Annotated in this window: 15 protein-coding genes and 1 pseudogene; 7 read left to right on the forward strand and 9 right to left on the reverse strand. The window is 71.7% G+C overall.

Features of this window, described 5'->3' with window-relative positions; genetic code table 11:
• Positions 1 to 67: 67 nt before the first annotated feature.
• From ACWCO3_RS14025 to ACWCO3_RS14050, 6 genes are read right to left on the reverse strand one after another with little or no spacing between them, the layout of a single operon-like run.
• Positions 68 to 973 (reverse strand): sugar kinase, encoded by a 906-nt coding sequence (locus ACWCO3_RS14025; RefSeq protein WP_450010195.1) that lies wholly within the window; start codon positions 971 to 973, stop codon positions 68 to 70.
• Positions 970 to 1590, reverse strand: a complete 621-nt coding sequence (locus ACWCO3_RS14030; RefSeq protein ID WP_354876957.1) for a bifunctional 4-hydroxy-2-oxoglutarate aldolase/2-dehydro-3-deoxy-phosphogluconate aldolase — start codon at positions 1588 to 1590, stop codon at positions 970 to 972. The genes ACWCO3_RS14025 and ACWCO3_RS14030 overlap by 4 nt, the downstream gene beginning before the upstream one ends.
• Positions 1591 to 1601: 11 nt before the next feature.
• On the reverse strand, positions 1602 to 2438 hold the full coding sequence (locus tag ACWCO3_RS14035; protein ID WP_450010197.1) for a hypothetical protein: 837 nt from the start codon (positions 2436 to 2438) through the stop codon (positions 1602 to 1604).
• Positions 2435 to 3580: a galactonate dehydratase gene (gene dgoD, locus ACWCO3_RS14040; RefSeq protein ID WP_450010199.1), complete on the reverse strand. Its 1146-nt coding sequence runs from the start codon at positions 3578 to 3580 to the stop codon at positions 2435 to 2437. Before dgoD ends, ACWCO3_RS14035 begins: the two co-directional genes overlap by 4 nt.
• Complete coding sequence (locus ACWCO3_RS14045; protein ID WP_450010201.1) at positions 3577 to 4287, reverse strand: FadR/GntR family transcriptional regulator; 711 nt, start codon at positions 4285 to 4287, stop codon at positions 3577 to 3579. Before ACWCO3_RS14045 ends, dgoD begins: the two co-directional genes overlap by 4 nt.
• A gap of 35 nt (positions 4288 to 4322) precedes the next feature.
• Positions 4323 to 5069: an SDR family NAD(P)-dependent oxidoreductase gene (locus ACWCO3_RS14050; RefSeq protein WP_450010203.1), complete on the reverse strand. Its 747-nt coding sequence runs from the start codon at positions 5067 to 5069 to the stop codon at positions 4323 to 4325.
• Positions 5070 to 5228: 159 nt separating this feature from the next.
• On the opposite strand from ACWCO3_RS14050, the gene ACWCO3_RS14055 reads away from it, so the two are divergent.
• The 6 genes from ACWCO3_RS14055 to ACWCO3_RS14080 all read left to right on the forward strand — a co-directional run bounded on the left by ACWCO3_RS14055 (position 5229) and on the right by ACWCO3_RS14080 (position 13192).
• Positions 5229 to 6524 carry an ABC transporter substrate-binding protein gene (locus tag ACWCO3_RS14055; RefSeq protein WP_145786097.1) on the forward strand — a complete coding sequence of 432 codons (1296 nt, stop codon included), beginning with the start codon at positions 5229 to 5231 and terminating at the stop codon, positions 6522 to 6524.
• A 1-nt stretch (position 6525) separates the two neighbouring features.
• A complete protein-coding gene (locus ACWCO3_RS14060) occupies positions 6526 to 7443 on the forward strand; it encodes a carbohydrate ABC transporter permease (protein ID WP_358162059.1) in 918 nt (305 codons plus the stop codon).
• The gene (locus tag ACWCO3_RS14065) at positions 7443 to 8264 is read left to right on the forward strand and encodes a carbohydrate ABC transporter permease (protein WP_358074625.1); all 822 of its coding nucleotides are present in this window, start codon (positions 7443 to 7445) and stop codon (positions 8262 to 8264) included. Before ACWCO3_RS14060 ends, ACWCO3_RS14065 begins: the two co-directional genes overlap by 1 nt.
• The gene (locus ACWCO3_RS14070) at positions 8261 to 10339 is read left to right on the forward strand and encodes an alpha-galactosidase (RefSeq protein WP_450010206.1); all 2079 of its coding nucleotides are present in this window, start codon (positions 8261 to 8263) and stop codon (positions 10337 to 10339) included. Before ACWCO3_RS14065 ends, ACWCO3_RS14070 begins: the two co-directional genes overlap by 4 nt.
• A gap of 52 nt (positions 10340 to 10391) precedes the next feature.
• Positions 10392 to 12620 carry a glycoside hydrolase family 27 protein gene (locus tag ACWCO3_RS14075; protein WP_450010208.1) on the forward strand — a complete coding sequence of 743 codons (2229 nt, stop codon included), beginning with the start codon at positions 10392 to 10394 and terminating at the stop codon, positions 12618 to 12620.
• A gap of 143 nt (positions 12621 to 12763) precedes the next feature.
• Positions 12764 to 13192, forward strand: a complete 429-nt coding sequence (locus ACWCO3_RS14080; RefSeq protein WP_355022717.1) for a hypothetical protein — start codon at positions 12764 to 12766, stop codon at positions 13190 to 13192.
• Positions 13193 to 13224: 32 nt separating this feature from the next.
• Here the strand turns inward: ACWCO3_RS14080 and ACWCO3_RS14085 are convergent, their stop codons facing one another.
• A complete protein-coding gene (locus tag ACWCO3_RS14085) occupies positions 13225 to 15735 on the reverse strand; it encodes an ATP-binding protein (protein ID WP_358162053.1) in 2511 nt (836 codons plus the stop codon).
• Between the two features lie 97 nt (positions 15736 to 15832).
• A complete protein-coding gene (locus tag ACWCO3_RS14090; RefSeq protein ID WP_450010211.1) occupies positions 15833 to 18847 on the reverse strand; it encodes a S8 family serine peptidase in 3015 nt (1004 codons plus the stop codon).
• A gap of 233 nt (positions 18848 to 19080) precedes the next feature.
• Here ACWCO3_RS14090 and ACWCO3_RS14095 point away from each other — a divergent pair, with 233 nt between their 5' ends.
• Positions 19081 to 19830: a serine/threonine protein kinase gene (locus ACWCO3_RS14095; protein ID WP_450010213.1), complete on the forward strand. Its 750-nt coding sequence runs from the start codon at positions 19081 to 19083 to the stop codon at positions 19828 to 19830.
• Between the two features lie 345 nt (positions 19831 to 20175).
• Here the strand turns inward: ACWCO3_RS14095 and ACWCO3_RS14100 are convergent.
• Positions 20176 to 20339 (reverse strand): annotated as a pseudogene (locus ACWCO3_RS14100) (HNH endonuclease signature motif containing protein); the annotation flags it as partial.

Below are 20339 nucleotides of genomic sequence, written 5' to 3' on the forward strand. Positions count from 1 at the left end.
GGTTTCTCGCGCGGCAACAACCTGCCGATCACCGCCGTGCCGAACGGGTTCAACTTCTTCACCCCGGTCACCGACGCGACCTCGCGGGCAGGCCCTCCCAGTCGCCCCTGGTGGCCACCGCGAACGCCCCGGTGGTGACGGCCCGGTCCAGTCGGGCCGGGGCGTCGGCGCCGTCGAGCCACCCGGAGAGCAGCCCGGCCACGAAGGCGTCGCCCGCGCCGACGGTGTCCACCACCGGCACCGTCCGAGCTGGACGGTGCAGCGCGCCGGCCCTGCTGTGGCTGGTCGCCCCGCCGGCACCGTGTTTGACGACGACCTCGGCCACCCCGGCGGAGAGCAACGCCGTGACCGGGTCGGAGGCGCCGGTCAGCACGGCCAGTTCGTCGTCGGAGGCGACCACCAGGTCGATCGAGGGCAGCAGCGGCCGCAGCGCGGTGGCGGCCTCGGCGACCGACCAGAGCCGCTGCCGGTGGTTGACGTCCAGGCAGACGGTGCTCCCGGCCGCGCGGGCTAGTCGCACGGCCTCCACCACCGCCTCGTACGGGTCGGCGCCGAGCGCGCAGGTGATGCCCGTGACGTGCAGCAGTCGGGGCGGCGACCCGGGCGCGCCGAATGCCTGGGTCACGTCGTCCGGGCGCAGCCGGGAGCCGGCCGACCCGGCGCGGTGGTAGGTGACCCGGTTGATGTCGGCGACCCGGTTCTCGAAGAGGATCAGCCCGGTCGGGGCGGTCGGGTCGACCCGGGACCAGCTCAGGTCGACGCCCTCGGCGCGCAGCGTACGGCGGACCAGCTCACCGGGCTCGTCGGCACCGGTGACGCCGACCCAGGCCGCCCGATGGCCGAGCCGGGCCAGCCCGATCGCCACGTTCGACTCGGACCCGGCGACGGAGATTCCGGCGGTGCCGCCCAGCCGCAGTGGGCCGGTGGTGCGGAACGCCGCCATCGTCTCGCCGAGCGTGAGCACGTCGGTCATCGCCGCACCGCCGCGAGGAAGGCAGCGGCGCGCTCGCGCAGCGCCGCCGGGTCGCCGCCGCGGACGGCGTCGCCGAGCAGGGGGGAACCGACTCCGACCGCGAGCGCTCCGCGGTCCAGGTAGCGTCGTGCGCCCTCCGCGTCGACCCCACCGACCGGTACGAACGCGGTGCCGGGGAACGGGTCGCGCAGTGCGCCGAGGTAGTCAGGCCCACCGAGGGACGCCGGGAAGAGCTTGATCGCGGTGGCCCCGCCGCTGTTGGCCTGCACCACCTCGGTGGGGGTGAGCGCACCGGCGAGCACCGGCAGCCCGAGCCGGCCGCCTTCGCCGAGGCTCGGCGCGAGCGCCGGGGTGACCAGGAAACCGGCGCCCGCGTCGGCCGCCGCGCGGGCGTCCTCGGCGCTGAGCACGGTGCCCGCACCCAGGGCGTAGTCGGGTCCGAGGGCGGCCCGGGCGCGCCGGATGACGTCGAGCGCGTCGGCGCTGGTGAGTGAGACCTCGACCAGTGCGACGCCGCTCTCGGCCAGTGTGAGCACGGCGGTCAGCGCCGCCGCCGGGTCCGGGCCGCGGACGATGGCCAGCAACCGGTGGGTACGCAGCTCGTCGAGCAGGTTCATCACGGGTGTCCTCAGGGGGTGCGGTGGGCGGAGATGGTGAGCCGCCAGGCGACCTCGCCGGCGGGGGGAACGACCGCCGCGTCGGTGGGGCCGGCGTCGGCCAGGTCGAAGGCGGCGCCGAGCATCGGCTCGACACCGATGCTGCGGTACGGGCCGGTCTCTGGCCAGCCACCGAGGTTGCGCCAGAGCGCGGTGCTGCGGGGCTGGTCGGCGCACTCCAGTGCCAGTGTCAGTCGGTCGACACCGTCGATCACCTGGACCCGGGGGCAGTCGAGCAGCACCGCTCCGAGCGCGGTCCCGTCGTCCGTGCCGAACGTGTCGAGCGTCAGCCCGGCAGGGGCCGGCCACGCCCCGCCGAGCCACGGTGCGTCGGTGGGCCAGGTGCCCGGCGGCAGCAACGCGGCAGCCTCCGGGTGCAGCCGGGTCGGCGTGCCGGCGGGCGCGTCGAGGCGGGCTGAGGGGGAGAGATTGAGCAGGGCGTGGGCGGCCCAGACGAACCGATGACCGGGGTCGGCGGCCAGCCGGTAGTCGGCCACCACCACCCCGGCGGAGTCGGTGATCCGGCGGGTCAGCACGAACGTCGGACGCTCGATGACCGCCGTGCCGGGGCCGGCGGTGCGCCAGGGGCGTGACCACACCTCGCCGTGGTCGGGTCGTCCGCGCACGGTGGGCAGGCACTCCTCCAGGCCGCCGGCGTCCACGAACGCGTCGTCGGGGCGTACCTCGTGTCGGCCGGGTTCCGGGCCGCGCCACAGCCACTCCCGGCCGCCGCCGCGCAGGCTGGTCCACCTGCCTCCGTGCGCGGCGTCGTACGCGGCACGCAGCGGCACCGCGGTCGCGGCGGTCACCATTCCGCGAACGACCCGTCGGCGTGCTCCCAGACCGGGTTACGCCAGGCGTGCGGGGTCTGGGCGGCCTTGCGAACCGCCGCATCGTCCACTGTGATGCCCAATCCGGGTCGGTCGAAGCGGGCGATGTGCCCGTCGACGAACCGGAACGGCTCCGGGTCGACCACGTAGTCCAGCAGTTCGGAGCCGACGTTGTAGTGGATGCCGATGCTCTGCTCCTGAATCAGGAAGTTCGGCGTCGCGAAGGCCACCTGGAGGCTGGCGGCCAGGGAGATCGGGCCGAGCGGGCAGTGCGGGGCGAGCAGCGCGCCGTACGTCTCGGCCAGCGCGGCGATCCGGCGTACCTCGGAGATCCCGCCGGCGTGCGACAGGTCCGGCTGGATCACGGCGACCCCGGCCTGCAACGGGCCGAGGAACTCGTTGCGACCGTAGAGCCGTTCGCCGGTGGCCACCGGGATGGGCGTGCTGGCGACGATGTCGCGCAGGTGGTGGGCCTGGTCGGGCAGGACCGGCTCCTCCACGAAGAACGGACGGAGGGGGGTCAGCTCGGGCAGGATCCGGCGTACCGCGGCCAGCCCGGCCCGGCCGTGGAAGTCCAGCGCGATGTCCCGGTCGGGGCCGAGCACCTCGCGGGCGGCGGCGACCCGGCCGACGACGGCGTCCACCTCGGCGGAGGTGGGGATGGCCGACAGCCGCCCGGACGCGTTCATCTTGATCCCGGTGAGGCCGGCGGCGACCTGTGCCGCGGCGGCGTCGGCGATCTCGTCGGGCTCGTCTCCGCCGATCCAGGAGTAGACACGTACCCGGTCGCGGACGGCGCCGCCGAGCAGGGCGTGCACCGGTGCCCCGTACGCCTGCCCGGCGATGTCCCAGAGCGCCTGGTCCAGGCCGGCGACGGCGCTGGAGAGGATCGGGCCGCCCCGGTAGAAGCCGCCCTTGGTGAGGATCTGCCAGTGCTGCTCGATGCGCAGCGGGTCCGCGCCGATCAGGTACTCGGAGAGCACCTCGACGGCGCTGCGCACCACCTCGGCGCGGCCCTCCACCACCGGTTCGCCCCACCCGACCAGGCCCTCGTCGGTCTCCACCCGGCAGAACAACCACCGTGGTGTGACGAGGAAGGTCTCGATCCGCTCGATCTTCACTGACTGCCCCTCTGTCCCCGTGCCTTCTCGACGTCGCGGACGGCCTTGTCCAGCAACTCACGCATGGCGGCCTCGGCCGCTGTCTCGTCCCGGCTGCGCAGCGCGCCGACGACAGCCCGGTGGCTGGGCACCGGGTCGTCGTGTGGGGCGCCGCCGTGCACCAGCCGGTCCCGTTCGGCCAGCCCGGTCTCCATCACCACCTCCATGCGTTCCAGCAGCTCGTTGTGGGTGGCGGTGAGCAGCGCGCGGTGGAAGGCGAGGTCCGCGGCGATGGCGGCGGTGGGATCGCCGTTGGCCTCGGCCATCTCGGCCAGCGCCCGGTCGAGGGCGGTCAGGTCGTCCTCGGTCGCACGGGTCGCGGCCAGCCGGGCGGCGGCCGGCTCGATGATGGCGCGTACCTCGTGCAGTTGGTCGAGCAACCGCTGGTCGGTGCCCTCGGCGAACTGCCAGCGGATCACGTCACCGTCGAGCAGGTTCCAGTCGGACCGGGGCCGGACGAAGGTGCCGCGCTTCTGCCGGGCATCCACGATGCCCTTGGCGGAGAGGACCTTCAGCGCCTCGCGGAGCGCCGTGAGGCTGACGTCGAACTCCTCCTGCAACGCGACGATGTTCAGGGTCGCGCCGGCGGGGATCTCACCGGTGAGGATGCGGCGGGCGATCGCTTCGACGGTCTGTCCGTGGATGCCGCGGCGGGCGTACTGTGCCAATGCTCCTGGCCTTTTCGCTGGTCGGTATCGATCTCTCAGGCCGAGGCTTTCACCGCTGTCCAACCACCGTCCACCACGAGGCTCGCGCCGGTGATGTACGCGGCGTCCGGTGAGGCGAGGAAGGCGACTGTCGAGGCGACCTCGTCCGGGGTGCCGAAGCGCTTCGCGACGGTCTCCGCGACGCTCTGCCGACGGTCCTCTTCGGAGACGTCGTCCCAGGCGGCGGTGAGGATCGGCCCGGGCAGCACCGTGTTGACGCGTACCTGTGGGCCGTACTCCACGGCGAGCTGGCGGCCGAGCGCGACCAGGCCTCCCTTGGCGGCGGCGTACGCGGGCCGGCCGGGCAGCCCGACCAGCGCGTGCACCGAGGAGATCAGCACCACTGCGCCGGAGCGGGCACGCAGGTCGTCCAGGCAGGCGCGGACGCCGAGGAAGGAGCCGGTGAGGCTGACGCCGAGCTGGTGGTCCCAGGAGTGCCGGCTGGTCTCGTGCGCCGGGGCTACCTGCACGGCGTACGCGGTGCTGACCAGGATGTCGATCGGGCCGAGGTTCGCTCGGGCGGCCGACACCGCGGCTGCCCAGTCGTCCTCCTCGCTGACACTGCCCTTTACGGACAGTGCTCGGTGGCCGGAGGTGGTCAGTTCGTCGGCCAGCGGAGCCGGATCGTGCACGTCGAGGAGCGCGACGGCTGCTCCCTCGGCGGCCAGCCGCCGGGCGGTGGCGGCTCCGATTCCGCCCATAGCGCCGGTGACCAGCGCGTTCTTGCCTTCAAGCCGGCGCATAGGCTGATCCACCTGACTCTCGCCTTGATCTCATCTAATCATTAATTACGAAGATATCTTGACAGTCGGCAACGGCCGATGCAACCTTCTGGTCACAGCATTCACATGGACGACACATCGCGCGGTGACGCTACGTGTCGTAGAGGAAGGGATACCTCCGTGAGCGACTTCGACCCCGGTCGCCGGCGATTCCTTGGTCACCTAGGGCTCGCCGGCCTGGGTGCACTCGGCGCCAGCTCGTTCCTCAGCGCGTGCGCCAGTTCCGCCAGCGGGCCGACGACGAGCGGCGGCTCGGGCGCTGTCACCATCCAGTCCAACCTCTCCTCGCCCCAGGCCAAGGCCGCGATGGAGAAGCTGATCGAGACCTTCAACGCGCAGGGCAAGGGCACGGCGAGTCTCAACACGATCGCCTCGGAGACCTTCCGGACCCAGCTCCCCACCTACCTGACCTCGGCCAACCCGCCGGACCTCTACACCTGGTACGCGGGCTCCGTCGCCAACGACTACGCCAGCAAGGACCTGTTGCTGGACGTCTCCGACGTCTGGAAGTCGCTGGGCGACTACCCCGAGTCGCTGCGCACCCTCTCCACCGCCGCCAGCGGCAAGCAGGTCTTCGTGCCGATGAACAACTACTGGTGGGGCTTCTTCTACCGCAAGTCGAACTTCGCCAAGTGGGGCGTGCAGGAGCCGAAGACCTGGGCGGACTTCCTGGCGCTGTGCGAGACGCTGAAGAGCAAGGGCGTCCCGCCGATCGGCATCGGTCTCGGCGACACCCCGTGGGTGGCCTCGGCCTGGTTCGACTACCTGAACATCCGGATCAACGGCGCGCCGTTCCACCGCGAGTTGCTCGCCGGCAAGCAGCGCTTCGACGACCCCAAGGTCAAGGCGGTCTTCACCCGCTGGCGCGAGGCCCTGCCCTACTTCGATCCCAAGGGCAAGGCGTACCCGTTCCAGGAGGCGACCACCGCCCTGCTGGCCGGCAAGACCGGCATGTTCCTGATCGGCACGTTCTTCGCCGACGCCGCGCCGAAGGACGCCCTCGGTGACCTGGACTTCTTCCGGTTCCCGATCATCGACCCGGCGGTGCCGCTGGCCGAGGAGGCTCCGACGGACGGCTTCTTCGCCAGCGCGAAGACCGCCAACCCGACCGGCACCAAGGCCCTGCTGACCTACCTCTCCGGGGTCGAGGCCCAGGAGGCGTACGTCAAGGCCAGCTCCGGCATCGTGCTGCCGGCCAACCCCAGGGCCAAGGCGTCCGACTCGCCGCTGGTGGCCAAGGGCAAGGCGATGCTCGGCGAGGCCAAGGAGCTGACCCAGTTCTTCAACCGGGATTCCAGCGACGCGCTCCAGCCGACCGCGGACACCGCGCTGACCAAGTTCATCGACAAGCCGGACCAGATCGACGCGATCCTGCGGGAGTGGCAGGCCGGCGCCGAGAAGGTCTTCAAGGGCTGACGTGACAGCAACGATCTCCCCGACTTCGGTCACCCCCACCCGGCGGCGGCGACGGTCGGCTCGACTGTCGCCGCTGCTGGTGGCCTTCGTCCTCGTGCCGTTCGCGGTCGAGAGCATCTGGGTGTTCTGGCCGGCGCTCCAGGGCTTCTGGTTCTCGCTCACCCGCTGGGACGGGATGTCGCCGCCGACCTTCGTCGGCGCGGACAACTACGTCGAGCTGGCCGGTGACGCCACCTTCCGGGGCGCGCTGATCAACACGGTGATCTGGCTGGTGCTCTTCGGCGGCCTCTCCGTGCTGGGCGGGTTCGGCATGGCGCTGGTCCTGCAGAAGGAGCGGCGCGGGGTCGGCTTCTACCGGGCCGCGCTGTTCACACCTGTGGTGTTCTCACTGGTGGTGACGGCGCTGGTCTGGCGGGTCTTCTACCAGCCCGACGGCATTGCCGACACGCTGCTGCGGGCCATCGGCCTGGAGCACCTGATCCGGCCCTGGCTGGCCGATCCACAGACCGCGCTGTACGCGGTGATCCTGCCCGCCCTGTGGCGGCAGATCGGGTACGTGATGGTGCTGTTCCTGGCTGGGCTCAAGGCCATCGACCCGGCGCTGCACGAGGCCGCCCGGATGGACGGCGCCAACTCCTGGCAACGACTGCGGCACGTCACGATTCCCCAGCTCAAGGGGGTCAACGCGGTCGTGCTGTCGGTCATCGTCATCGACTCGCTGCGCTCGTTCGACATCGTCTGGTCGCTGACCAAGGGCGGCCCGTACCACTCGTCGGAGCTGCTCAGCACCTACATGTACTCGACAGCGTTCCAGAGTCTGCGGCTCGGTTACGCCTCCGCCATCGCCGTCGTGATCTTCGTGCTCGCGCTGGCCGTCATCCTCGGCTACCTGGTCCGCGCGTTCCGGGAGGAAGCGTGATGAACAAGCTCCGTACCGGGGCCTTCCACACCGGCATGATCCTGCTCTCGCTGCTCTGGCTGGGCCCGGTGCTCTGGGTGGTGGTGATGTCCACCCGGTCGTTCGACGACATCGCCGCGCACGGCGTGGGCAGCCTGCCCCGGTCGTTCACGCTGGACACCTACCGGCAGGCGTGGACCGACGGCGGTGAGCTGCGAGCCCTGATCAACAGCATGCTCGTCACCATCCCGTCGGTGGCGCTGAGCCTGGGGCTGGCCGCGATGGCCGCGTTCGCGCTGAGCCGCTTCCGGATCCCCGGGCGGCGGACCATCCTGCTGCTGATGCTCGCCGGCAACCTGCTGCCACCACAGATCCTGCTCATCCCGGTGGCCAAGTTCAGCGAGCTGACCGGCCTGTACGACACGCTCTGGGCGCTGATCACGGTGCAGGTCGGCTTCGGGCTCGGCTTCTACACGTTCGTCCTGCACGGCTTCATGCGGGACCTGCCGGGCGAGATCCAGGAAGCGGCCACGATCGACGGCGCGGGCACGGCGCAGATTTTCACCAGGGTGATGCTGCCGCTGACCCGGCCCGCGCTGGCCGCCCTGGGTGCGCTCTCCTTCACCTGGATCTTCAACGACCTGCTGTGGGCGATCACCGTGCTGCGTACCGACGACAACATGCCGGTAACCCCGGCGCTCCTCGCCCTCCAGGGGCAGTTCGTCTCGTCCTGGAACGTCATCGCCGCCGGTACCGTCATCGCGGCCGTGCCCACCGTCGCGGTCTTCCTGCGCTTCCAGCGGCACTTCGTCTCCGGCCTGGCGCTGGGAGCGGTCAAGTGACCGGGCAGCTGTGGACGCTGCGCGGGGCGCACACCGAGTACACAGTGACAGTGCCCGCGCACGGTCGCTGGTTGGAGCTTGTCGCGTGGGGCCCACACGGCGTCTCGGACGGGCCGTCGCCGGTGGCCTACGACGGCCCGGTGCCGTTCCTCACCGCCGGCGACGCGTCCCCCATCGAGTACGCCACCGACGCCGACCGACCGTTCACCGGCACCGACCTGGTAATCGAGACCTCGAACGGGCAGCGCCGGGTGGGCTTCGTCCACACCGACGCGCGGATCGACGCCGACCAGCGGGAGCTGGCCGTCGCCTTCGCCGACCCGGTCACCGGGCTGCGCGCCACTGTGCACTACCAGGTGCCGGCCGGCACCGACGTGGTGCAGCGGTGGGTCGAGCTGACCAACGACGGCACCGACGCGCTGCGGGTGGTCCGGGCCGGATCGGGTGGGTTCTGCGTACCGACGCCGCACGGCGCGCTGCTCAGCCACCAGTGGGGGCAGTGGGCGCAGGAGTTCCAGCTCTCCCACGTCGAGTTGGGGCACGGCACCTTCAGCATCGGCAGTTCCCAGGGCGTACCCGGGCATCTGCACGTGCCCTGGCTGGCCGTGCGGGACACCGCGGACCCGGCCGGCTCGGCGTGGGGGATGGGGTTGGCGTGGACCGGCTCCTGGGAGATCAGCGCGGAGCGGGACACCGGCGGCCTGACCCGGGTCCGGGCCGGCCGCCAGCTGGTCGACGGCCCGCTGGAGCTGCCCCCCGGCGATTCGCTGACCCTGCCGGTGGTCACCGGCGCGTACAGCCCGGACGGCCTGGACGGACTGGCCCGGGTCTGGCACACCCACCAGCGGTTGCTGGCCGGTGACCGGCTCACCCCGCGCCCGGTGCTCTACAACTCCTGGGAGGCCACCTACTTCACCGTCGAGGCCGAGAGTCAGCTCGCGCTGGCCCGGATCGCCGCCGAGCTCGGCGTGGAGACGTTCGTGGTGGACGACGGCTGGTTCGTCGGCCGCAACGACGACACCGCCGGGCTCGGTGACTGGACACCCGACCCGGCGAAGTTCCCGGCCGGGTTCGACGCGTTCATCGCCGACGTCCGCGCAGTCGGGCTGAACTTCGGGCTCTGGGTCGAGCCGGAGTGCGTCAACCCGAAGTCGACGCTCTACGCCGAGCACCCGGACTGGGTCTACTCCGTCGACGGTCGACCCATCACCCCCGTCCGCAACCAGTACCTGCTCGACCTGGGCCGGCCCGAGGTCGCCGAGTTCGTCCACTCCACGGTGGACGGCCTGCTCCGCCGGTACGACATCGACTACCTGAAGTGGGACTTCAACCGGCCACGCACCGAGCCCGGTCGTCCCGGCGGGATCGCTCCGCTCGACCTGGACGGCGCGCACGTCGCCAACCTGCACCGCATCTACGAGCAACTGCGTCGGGACCACCCCGGCGTGCTGATCGAGGCCTGTGCCGGCGGTGGCGCGCGGACCGACCTGGCGATGGCCGCCCGGGCCGACGTCTTCTGGCCCAGCGACAACACCGGGCCCCTGGACCGGCTCGCCATCCAGTACGGCTTCCTGCACGCCAACGCACCGCACCTGCTCAGCTCCTGGGTCACCGACGCGCCCGGTCTGTTCGACAGCCGACCGCGCTCGCTCGCGTTCCGCTTCGTCCTTGCGATGGCCGGTGTGCTCGGCATCGGCGCGGACATCCGCGCATGGACTCCCGACGAGCGGGCCGACGCGGCCGACTGGATCGCCCGCTACAAGGAGATCCGGGACGTCGTCACGCACGGCGAGGTGCACCTGATCGGTGGCCCCGACCAGGCGCGCTGCGCGGTGCAGTACACCGCGCCGGACGAGAACCAGGTGGTCGTGCTGGCCTGGCACACCGGCCGCCTCGACGGCGCCGGACTGCTGCCGTCCCGCCCGGTGCGGCTGCCGCTGCGCGGCCTCGACCCGGCAGCGCGTTACTCGCACGGCGATCGGCACTACTCCGGCAGCCACCTCGCCACCGTCGGCCTGCCCGTGCACTGGAGCGCGACCCACGACGCCGACCTCATCGTGCTGACCCGCGACTGAGACCGGAGCACCACCACCCCCACCCCCACCCCCGAGGGACAGGAGTACCTCCATGCGCCTGAACCGACCGTTGACCGCCACCCTGGCCGTGCTCGGCCTGGGCCTGGTCAGCCCCACGCCGGCGATGGCCGGTCCACCGCAGGCTGCCTCTTCGCCCGGCGGCCCGGCGCAGGCCGGTCATGGGCCCGGTCGCCCCGGCCACGCCCCGGCCGGCACCGGCGCTGAGGACCAGGGCGCGCCGACCTACTTCAACAGCGGGCTCGCTCCGACGCCCTACCAGGGCTGGAACACCTACTTCGGTCTCGGTGGCGACCCCACCGAGGCCGAAGTGCGGTCCGTCACCGACTTCATGGTCCACAGTGGCCTCCGCGACGCCGGCTACACCTACGTCTGGATCGACGGCAATTGGGCCGCGCCGACCCCCCGCAACGAGGCCGGCCAGCTCGTCGCCGACCCGGCCCGCTTCCCCGGTGGGATGGCCGCGCTGGCCGCGTACATCCACAGCAAGGGGATGAAGGCCGGCATCTACACCGACGCCGGTCCCTACCTGCCAGGGCAGTGCGGGCTCGGCAGCAACGGCCATTACCAGGCCGACATCGCGCAGTTCGCCGGCTGGGGCTTCGACGCGCTCAAGGCCGACTGGCTGTGTGGGCGCGCCGCCGGCCTCGACCCGGAGGCCACCTTCCGTGAGCTTGCCGAGGCGGTACGCCAGTCACCGCGCCCGATGCTGCTCAACATCTGCAACCCGGTCAGCTCCGACTGGGGTGGCGGCCCGTACACCCCGGAACAGCTCTCCACCTGGAGCTACACGTACGCGCCCACCATCGCCGACTCCTGGCGCACGTACACCGACGTGGGGCTCACGGACCCGACCCCGCAGTGGGCGTACCCGTGGGTGCTGCGCAACATGGACGTCAACGCGTACCACCCGGCGGCCACCGGGCCGGGGCACTACAACGACCCGGACTACCTGCTGCCGATGCGTCCCCTGCCCGGCGGCGGGTACGAGTTGAGCCTTGACGAGTCCAAGACGCAGCTCGGCATGTGGGCCATCATGGCCGCGCCGCTGGTGATCGGCTCCGACCCTCGTGGCCTGCCGAAGGAGATGATCTCGGCGTTGACCAACCCGGAGATCATCGCCGTGGACCAGGACCCGTTGGTCCGACAGGGCGTCAAGGTCGCCGACACCGGCACCAACGCGCAGGTCTGGAGCAAGGTGTTGAACGGTTCCGGCAAGCGGGCCGTCGCGCTGCTCAACCGGCACGACACCGCCCAACGGATCACTGTGAACTTCGCCGACGTCGCGCTCGGCGGCGCGGTCCGCGTCCGTGACCTCTGGTCCCGCGCCGACGTGGACGCCCAGCCCGGCATCGCCGGAGTCCAGCCGTTCACCGGCTCGTACACCGTCGAGGTGCCGGCGCACGGCGTGGCCATGCTCCGCCTGACCGGCGCCGACCAGGTCGCCGGCGCCGACCTCGGCGGCACCGCGAGCGCCAGCCCGGCCCTGGTCCGGGTGGACGACACGCACGCCACCGCCTTCGTCCGCGACGCTTCCGGTGCACTGACCGTCAACACCCGCACCGGTACGACGTGGGGAACGAGCTGGACCTCGCTCGGCGGCCCGGTCGGCGGCCGGATCCTCGGCCAGCCGGCGGCGTACGCCTCCGCCGGTGGACGACTCGACGTCTTCGTCCGTGGCACCGACAACGCTGCCTGGCAGCGCAGCTACACCGCTGGCACGTGGGGACCGTGGCGCAGCCTCGGTGGAACGTTGACCGACGCGCCGACGGTGGCCTGGACCAGCCCGACCCAGTGGACGCTCGTCGGGCGTGGTGCCGACGGCAAGCTCTGGTCACGTACCCCGAGCACCGGCTGGACCGGCGTCGGAGCCCCCGATGACCGGCCGTTCTACGGTCGGCCGAGCGCTGTCGTCGACGACGCCGGCGTCCTGCACGTGGCGGTCCGTAGCCGCACCGACGAGGTGTGGTGGAGCAGCCGCACCGGCACCACCTGGTCGGCCTGGACCAATCTGGGCGGCACCACCAACGGCAGTCCGACCCTGCTCGCCACCTCCGGCCGGGTCTACCTGTTCTCGCTGGCCGCCGACAACCGGCTGTGGCAGCGCAACCTGACCGACGGCGCCTGGGGTGGCTGGTTCCAACGTGGCGAGTTCGCCACGGACGCCTTCCGGGGTGCGCCCGGAGCCGCCGCCGGTGCCAACGGCAGTGCCTGGCTGGCGGTACGCGGGGTGGACAACCGCGTACACCAGGTCGTCCTCTGATCCACGGTGGCGGGCCGTCGACCAGGTCGCGGCGGCTCGCCACCCCGGGGCGTTGACCGGCTAGTGACGGAGGTCGATGATAAGAGGCGGTCACCCTCCGTCCACCCCGGGCGGGTGGGGCCACCGGGGACGGAGGACATGCGATGCCACGCACCCGCCGCTTGACCGCATTGACGCTGGCACTCGTACTGCCAATGCTCGCGCTCGTCGGTGCCGCACCGGCGGCCGCCGCCACCCCCACCCTGGAGATCAACTCGGTGACCCTGGTGGCCAAGGGCGCCGGTGTGCGTCTGGACTACCAGGTGACCTGTGACGAGGGCTCCTACGGCAGCCTGCTGAGTGCCACGATCACCCAGGCCGTCGGGAACCGCATCGCCTACGCGTCCGAGCCGCATCCCGGCGGCTGGACCTGCACCGGCCAGCCCCAACCGTTGTGGGCGCTCTTCCCGGCCGATGTCGCTGGTGTTCCGTTCCGTACCGGCGAGGCGCTGCTGCTGGTGTGGCTCTCCGCCTGCCCCGGCGCGAACTGTGAGTACGGCCGAGCTGAACAGGTGGTGCGGATCGTCCGCTGACACCGGGTAGGCCGCTGGTGTGCGGCGCCGGTTCAGGCCGGGACGAGGTCGCGGCATCTGCGCAGGGCGGCCCGGGCCAGTGGCGTGTCACGGCCGGCGATCCCGGCTTCCAGTTCGGCGACGGCCGCCGCGGCCCGGGCCGGTTCACCCGCCGCGGCTGCGGCCTCGGCCAGCACCAGCACCGCGTCGGCAGCCCACGCCAGGATGCCCTTTCCGCGCACCACTGACAGCGCCTCCGTCGCGTGCCGGACCGCCTCGTCCGGCCGCCCGACCACGGTCAGTCGGGCCAGCGCCGAGAGTGCCTGTACCAGCGGCCAGACCGCGCCCACCCGGCGGGCGTCGGCGACCACCTCGCGCAACGCCCGCTCGGCCGACTCCACCTCGTCGTGACCTCTGCCGCTGTCGCCGAGCCCGGCGCATCCCTCGGTACGGCTGTCGGGTCTGTCGTGCCCCCCGGTGCTGCCAGCTCGTTCGGCGGTGGCGGTGAGCGCCAGCACGGTGGCCAGTTCGGCCCGCGCGTCCAGCAGGGTGACCGGCATCCGTTCGGCGGTGGTGACCAGCCGGGTGAGCCGCTCGGCCAGCCCGTCGAACCTCCCGGCGGCCCGGCTCAGCGACAACTCGGTCGCCTCCACCAGGGCGGTCAGCCGCTCGTACCCGGTCTCGTCGACCAACGCCCGACCGGCAGCCAGGAGCGCCTCGGCCTGCTCCGGATGCCCGGCGTGCAACGCGCCCTGCGCCCAGTTCAGGCAGGCGCGGGCGTGCTCCCTGGGTCGATCGGCCAACTCGGCGGACGCGCGCAGCTCGGTGATGATCGACCAGGCCGCCGGGTCGCCCAGCTCCAACAGCAGCGACGCGCGGGCGATACGGACCGCGAGGTGCGCCGCCGGGTCACCGCTGGCCGTCGCGGCGCTCTCCGCCTCCGTACACCGGGCCAGGTGGTCGTCGACGTGCCGGCCGACGACGGTGTCCGGGGCCGCCAGCACCGCGAGCGCCGGGGCCTTGCGGCGCGGTGCGCGCAGGTACGGCACGGCCCGCTCGATCTCGGTGTACCCCCGCAGTGCCTCGCCCTGTTGACGCAGCATTCGCCCGAGCACCAGGCCCAGCTCGCCCCGGGCGCCGGGCGGCAACCGCCGGTCGGCGAGCAGCCGCTCCAGCACCGGGATCGCCTCCGCCTGGCTGAGCCCGTCGATGGCGGACCGACCCAGCTTCGCGGCGAGCCGAACCCGCACCGGTCGGGGAAGCTCGGCGACGTCCATCGTCTGGAGCAGGAAGCTGGCGGCGGTCGCGTCGTCGCCGCGTTCGGTGGCCAGGTCGGCGGCAGCCTCGGCGTTGCGGACGAAGTCGGCCCCGCTGCCGGCCAACCGGTAGTGGTGCGCCAGCTGCGCGACAGGCCTCGGTAACTCCTGTTCCAGCACCCGTGCGACCCGCAGGTGCAGCCACTCCCGATTGGGCCGGGGAACCAGGTCGTACACCACCTGTCGGGCCAGGTCGTGACGGAACCGCAGACCGTCCCCGCCGTCGTGCAGAAGTCCCGCCCGATGGGCGGCGGTCAACGCCGAGCCGACAGTCACCCGGTCCAGGCTGAGGGCCGAGGCGAGAATGCGCTGGTCCGGTGCCATCCCCAGCACCGCGGCGGCCCCGAGCACCTCCCGGGTGCCCTCGTCGAGCGGCCGCAACCGCCAGAGCAGCACGTCGCGCAGGACGAACGGGACGCTGTCGTCCGCCAACGGGTCGCCGCCGCGCTCGGCGAGCGTACGCAGCACCTCCTCCACCACGAACGGGATGCCCGCGGTCCGGTCGAGCAGAGTTGCGGTGAGCTGCTGCGGAGGGTCGTCGAGCCGCAGGGTGCGGGCGGCCAGTCGGTGTACGTCGCCGGCGTCCAGCGGACCGAGCGAAACCCGGGTGACGCTCCACGGTGGGGTTCGGGCCAACGCGTCGTGGATGGGCGTACCGCCTCCGGGCGCTGCCGTGCGGGCGGTCAGCACCACGGCCAGCCCGTCCACCGGGTGGGTGGCCAGGTAGCCGAGGAACTCGCAGGTGGCCGGGTCGGCCCAGTGCAGGTCCTCGAGGAGCAGCGTGGCGGGGCTCAGCGCGGCGAGCACCGCGGCGACGGCCCGGAGCAGCCGGTGTCGTTCGGCTGCCGGATCGGTCAGCGGGGGCGGCGCGGCCGGCAGCACGTCGGCCAGTTCGGGGAGCAGCGGCGCGAGGGCGCCGGCGACCGGGCTCACCGCACCGAGCCGGTCGGCGCTGCCGCCGATCGCGTCCAGGAGTACGCCGAGCGGGAAGGGTTCCGGTACGTCGTCGCACTCGCCGACCACGTGGTGCCCGGGAAGTCCGCTGAGCAATTCGGCGACCAACCGGCTCTTGCCGATCCCGGGTTCACCCTCCAGCAGGATCAGGCACGGTGGGGCTTCGACGAGCCGGCGGAGCTGGTCCAGCTCGGCCGCTCGGCCGACGAACTCGACGGGTCCACGCAGACGTTCGGGGCGGACGGGAGTTGGGCCCCCGCCGCCCCGCGTCTTGTCATCGTCGCCGTCGATCACCGTGGGCCGAGCAGATCACCTCTGCGGTCGCCGCCGATGATCCGGCGGACCGGCGGTGACCTGGGTCACACGCCGATCCGCCGGATGGGGGGAGCGGTCAGGACTGGATGGTGACCGGCACGGTCTTCAGCGAGCCGTCACCGTTGCGGAACTCCACCACGCCGACGTAGCGCTGCCCCGGGGCGAGGCCGAACCAGCGCACTGTCAGGTTCGCCGTCGCACCCGGTTGCACGGAACGCTGCTTCGGGTCGATGGTGAACCGGCCGGTGGACGTGCCGGGTGCCCCCGGCAGGTAACTGGTGATGGTGTACGCGTTGGCGCCGTCCTTGATGTTCTCGGTGAACTCCTGCTCGACCACCACGATGTAGTCACCGGCACCGTCCGGCAGGCTGACCTTGGCACCGATCCGGGTGCTGGCCGTGGCGGTGACGAACTTCCCGGACGTGTCGTAGACGTTGAGGCTGAACTCGGTGCACTCCATCACGCCCTCCTCGTCCTCCCAGTCGATGTGGGAGCAGGTGGGTCGTGCCGACGTCACGTGGATCTCCGGGCTGCGAGTGCCCGCCGGTACGTGCAGGGTGGTCCTGCTGATCGACGCGGGCAGCGGCACCGGCAGGTTGTTCGACGTGCTCCAGTCCCAGCTCGGCCCGTCACCCTTCAGGGTCACCGCGGTGCTCGTACCCGAGGTCAGGCCGGAGACCTGGGAGATCAGCTGCCCCTTGTAGCCGACCTCGGCGGGGATCCGGACGCTACCGAAGGTGCCCTTGCCGGTGATGGCGTCGGGGGTCACCAGTCCGGAGTTGTGCACGACCAGCGGGCTGCGTACCTCGTGCTTGAACTGGTCGCGCCAGGTCAGCGAGCCGTCGGCCCAGGTGTCGAACGCGCCGCCGGTGTTGGTGACCTCCACAGTGAAGCGGGCGCTGTGGCCGGGACGGATCTGCATCTTCGCCGGCGTGACCTTGACCTTGTAGCCCGGCGGGGCCTGCACCGACGAGGTGTAGGTGCTGGTCTTGTCGCTGACGTTGGTGACAGTGCGGGTCACGCTCTGCTTGCCCACCATCCGACCCAGCGAGATGGACGGGTAGTTGAGCTGCGCCGTGTCGATCGCGCCGATCGTGTCGCAGCCCTCCAGGTCGCCGAGCCCGTAGTCGCTGCCCCGGTCAGCGGACACCCCGCAGAGGTACTTGATCCAGTCCTGCTGGTTGGAGTCGTAGACCAGGCCCGGGTCGAAGGCGCTGCCCGGCTCCACCTGGCCGGCACCGTAGTTCAACGGGGTCGCGTCGTACGTGCCGATCTTGATCGGGTTGCCCTTGTCGGTCTTGTCGACGGCGCTGGTCATCAGCGCCGAGCGGACCGCGGCCGGCGACCATCCGGGGTGCTTGGCCAGCAGCAGCGCGGCGATACCGGCGATGTGCGGCGCCGCCATCGAGGTGCCCGACTCCAGCGCGAAGTCGTTCCCGCCGATGGACGGGGAGAACGCCGCGACGATGTCCTGACCAGGCGCGCTGATGTCCGGCTTGAGCAGTTCACCGGCGTTCAGGTTCGACGGGCCCGCCGAGGAGAACGCCGCGACGGCGGGGGCCTCGACGGTCTCCAGCCTGCTCGGCGAGATGGTGGCCGTGGCGTTGCCCTTGGCGACGTACGCGGTGACAGTGGCCAGGTCGACCTCGTTGATGTGCACTGTCGGCACCGTCTGCACGTCCGCGTTGAGGGAGTTCAGCTCCTCGTTGTACAGCACCATGCCGACCCCGCCGGCCCGCGCCACCTCGATGCTCTTGTCGGTACGGGGGATCTCCCCGCGTACGCAGAGCACGATCGCGCCCTTCACCTTGGCCGGGTCCAACGTGTCGTCGGCGCAGAGGCCGGCTCCGTAGGCGCCGTCGGGGTCGAGCGCGCTGTCCTTCGCGAAGACCAGTCGGGCCGGGCCGACACCGGTCTCGCCCATGCCCACGCCGGCGATGGTCGTGCCGTTGCCGAGGGTGAGCTTGCGGGTGTTCTGCCGGTCGGTGGTGCTCGCGGCCACAGTGGTCAGCCAGGGCGTCGAGTTGTCGACGGTGTTGGCGAACGGTCCGGAGTTACCCGCTGCGGCGGCGACGAACACCCCGGCGGCGGCGGCGTTGAAGAACGTCGCGTCGACAGCGCCGAACTGCTCGGTGTCGTCACCGATCGAGTAGTTGATCACGTCGACACCGTCGGCGACCGCGTCGTCGATGGCGTGCACGATGTCGATGTCGGTTCCGGTCGCGCCACCCGCACCGTTGTCGTACAGCGCCTTGTAGATCGCGAGCCGGGCAGCCGGCGCCATGCCGGAGATCATCCCGAGGTCCTGGGTGCCCGACGTCGCCCGTACGCCGTGGATGCCGGCCGCGGTGCTGGCGGTGTGGGTGCCGTGACCGTTGCGGTCGCGGGGCGAGGAGTAGTCGTCCGGGAATGCCTCGGCGATGCCGCTGTCGTTGTACCAGCGGGCGCCGATCACCTTGTTGTTGCAGGTGATAGGTGCCTCGGTACCGACGTCGCAGGTGCCCTTCCACTTGGCGTCGATGATCGCCTGGTCGGGGCGAGGGCTGGGCAGCGGCGCGAAACTCGCGCTCTCCGGCCAGTAGCCACTGTCGATGACTCCGATGATCACGCCCTCGCCCGCGCGGGAGTCCCCGCCGAACTCCTTCTTCCACACCCCGCCCTTGCCGGTCAGGCCCAGGTAGTCAGGGGTGTGCGAGGTTGCGGCGTGCACCTTCCGGCTCTCGTACACCGCCCGCACACCGCGGGTGGCGCGCAGCCGGGCGGCCTGCGGCCCGGTCAGGTCGGCGGCGAAGCCGTTGAAAGCCGTCTCCATTGTGACGCGGGTGCGCTCGGCCGGCACGCCGACGCGGTCCAGCACGGACGTGCGCTGCTGGCGCAGGTGATCGCGGTACGCCTTGGCGCTGCCCGATGTGCGGTTCAGCTTCGCGCCGTCGGTGGGCTTGGTCGCCGCGATACCCGGAACACCGCCGGTGTACGTGGCCAGCGGCTCCTCGTCGAGCTGGACGAGGTAACGGGCGGTCGGTCCGCTGCTCGTCGGTGCGGCGGCGGCGCTGCCGGGCAGACTGGTCAGGCCGGCTGCGGTCAGCGCCACGGCAGCCAGCATGCTGACCCCGCGCCTGGCCCGTCCGGTCCGATGTGCGTTCGTTTGTGGCACGTCGTTTGCCTCCACGTTCGGTGCCGGCCGCCACGACTGATGACGGTGGCCGAAACCTAGGAGCGGTAACGATCATCGAGAAGCACCCGTAACCTGGCCGTAACGTCGGAAACAAGCTCGTAACACAACGGGTACTTTGCGCGTCATTTGGGAGCTGATTCGCGGTGTCGATGCGTTGGTTGTCAGTGCCGTCGATCGAGGCAGCCTTCGTCGTCTTCGACGCCCAGGGCTCCGGGTGTCGCTCCTACGGCGTCGAAGAGGCGGGCCAGCGCTGGTTCGTCAAGACGGCCACCACGGCGCCGAGCCGCGCGTCCCTCGACCGCGCCTGCGCGTTGCACGCCGCAGTCCGCCACCCGGCGATCGTCCGTCCAGTGCAGACAACCCACGGGCCGGCTGGCTCGACACTCGTCTACCCCTGGTACGACGGCGACGTCCTGAACCACGCCACAGCCCACGGTGCCGACCGCGAAGGGCTGGCCCGATTCCAGCAACTGCCAGTGCCGCAGGTGGAGGCGGCGCTCGACGCGATCCTCGACGCCCACCTCGCCGTCAGCGCCGCCGGGTTCGTCGCTGTCGACCTCTACGACGGCTGCTTCCTGTACGACTTCTCGAGCGAACGGATGCGCCTGATCGACCTCGACGAGTACCGGCCCGGGCCGTTCGTGCTCGACGCTGACCGTCTTCCCGGCTCTCGCCGCTACATGGCGCCGGAGGAGTTCTCCCGTGGCGCTGTGATCGACGAGCGGACCACAGTGCACCTGCTCGGCCGCACCCTGCACCACCTTCTCGACTCCGCGAAGGGCTGGCGGGGCAACGGCGAGCAGCGTCGGGTCGTGGAGCGGGCAACCAGAGAGATGCCGACCGCTCGGTACGCCGACGTGCCAGCGTTGGTCCGCGCCTGGCGGTCGGCAGCGACCTGACGCCGCCGACGGTCGCCCAACGCCCGCCGCCGTCCAGGCGGGCGGCCTCGTCGAACTCCTGAGCGCGGATTGCAGTCGTGCCGCTGTGCCGGCCAGCCGAACTGGGCCAGCCCGCCGAGGCGGTGGCCGATGTGACGGCCCGCCGAGGCGGTGGCCGATGTGGCGCCCGGACGGTTGGCCGGTGTTTCGAGGGCTCTGGGGAGGTGCCCGGCCGCTCGGCACGCCAACGTGCCAGTGCTGCTGCGTGGCTGGCGGCTGGCGGCACCCTGATCCCGCCGACCATGCGGCTGCGCTGGCCGGCCGAGTTGAGCGCCAGTTCGGGCGCTCCGGCGATCGCCGATCGGCCTACGTTCGTCGGTGGTAGTGGTTGCGGCGCGGTAGTTGCTCGGGGTCGAGCCAGGCTGGTGGCACGAGCTCCGGATGGTCGTCGTCGCCGAGCCGCACCGTCCACTCGCCCCGGTGAACGTGTCGGTGGTGGTGGCCGCAGAGCAGCACGGCGTTGTCGAGGC

This window comes from Micromonospora sp. NPDC002411 (assembly GCF_053592955.1).

Excerpts from the sequence above, each read along its gene's own strand:
- ACWCO3_RS14025 (WP_450010195.1), bottom strand. The coding sequence starts at position 973 with ATGACCGACGTGCTCACGCTCGGCGAGACGATGGCGGCGTTCCGCACC.
- ACWCO3_RS14030 (WP_354876957.1), bottom strand. The coding sequence starts at position 1,590 with ATGAACCTGCTCGACGAGCTGCGTACCCACCGGTTGCTGGCCATCGTC.
- ACWCO3_RS14050 (WP_450010203.1), bottom strand. The coding sequence starts at position 5,069 with ATGCGCCGGCTTGAAGGCAAGAACGCGCTGGTCACCGGCGCTATGGGC.
- ACWCO3_RS14065 (WP_358074625.1), top strand. The coding sequence starts at position 7,443 with ATGAACAAGCTCCGTACCGGGGCCTTCCACACCGGCATGATCCTGCTC.
- ACWCO3_RS14075 (WP_450010208.1), top strand. The coding sequence starts at position 10,392 with ATGCGCCTGAACCGACCGTTGACCGCCACCCTGGCCGTGCTCGGCCTG.
- ACWCO3_RS14080 (WP_355022717.1), top strand. The coding sequence starts at position 12,764 with ATGCCACGCACCCGCCGCTTGACCGCATTGACGCTGGCACTCGTACTG.
- ACWCO3_RS14095 (WP_450010213.1), top strand. The coding sequence starts at position 19,081 with ATGCGTTGGTTGTCAGTGCCGTCGATCGAGGCAGCCTTCGTCGTCTTC.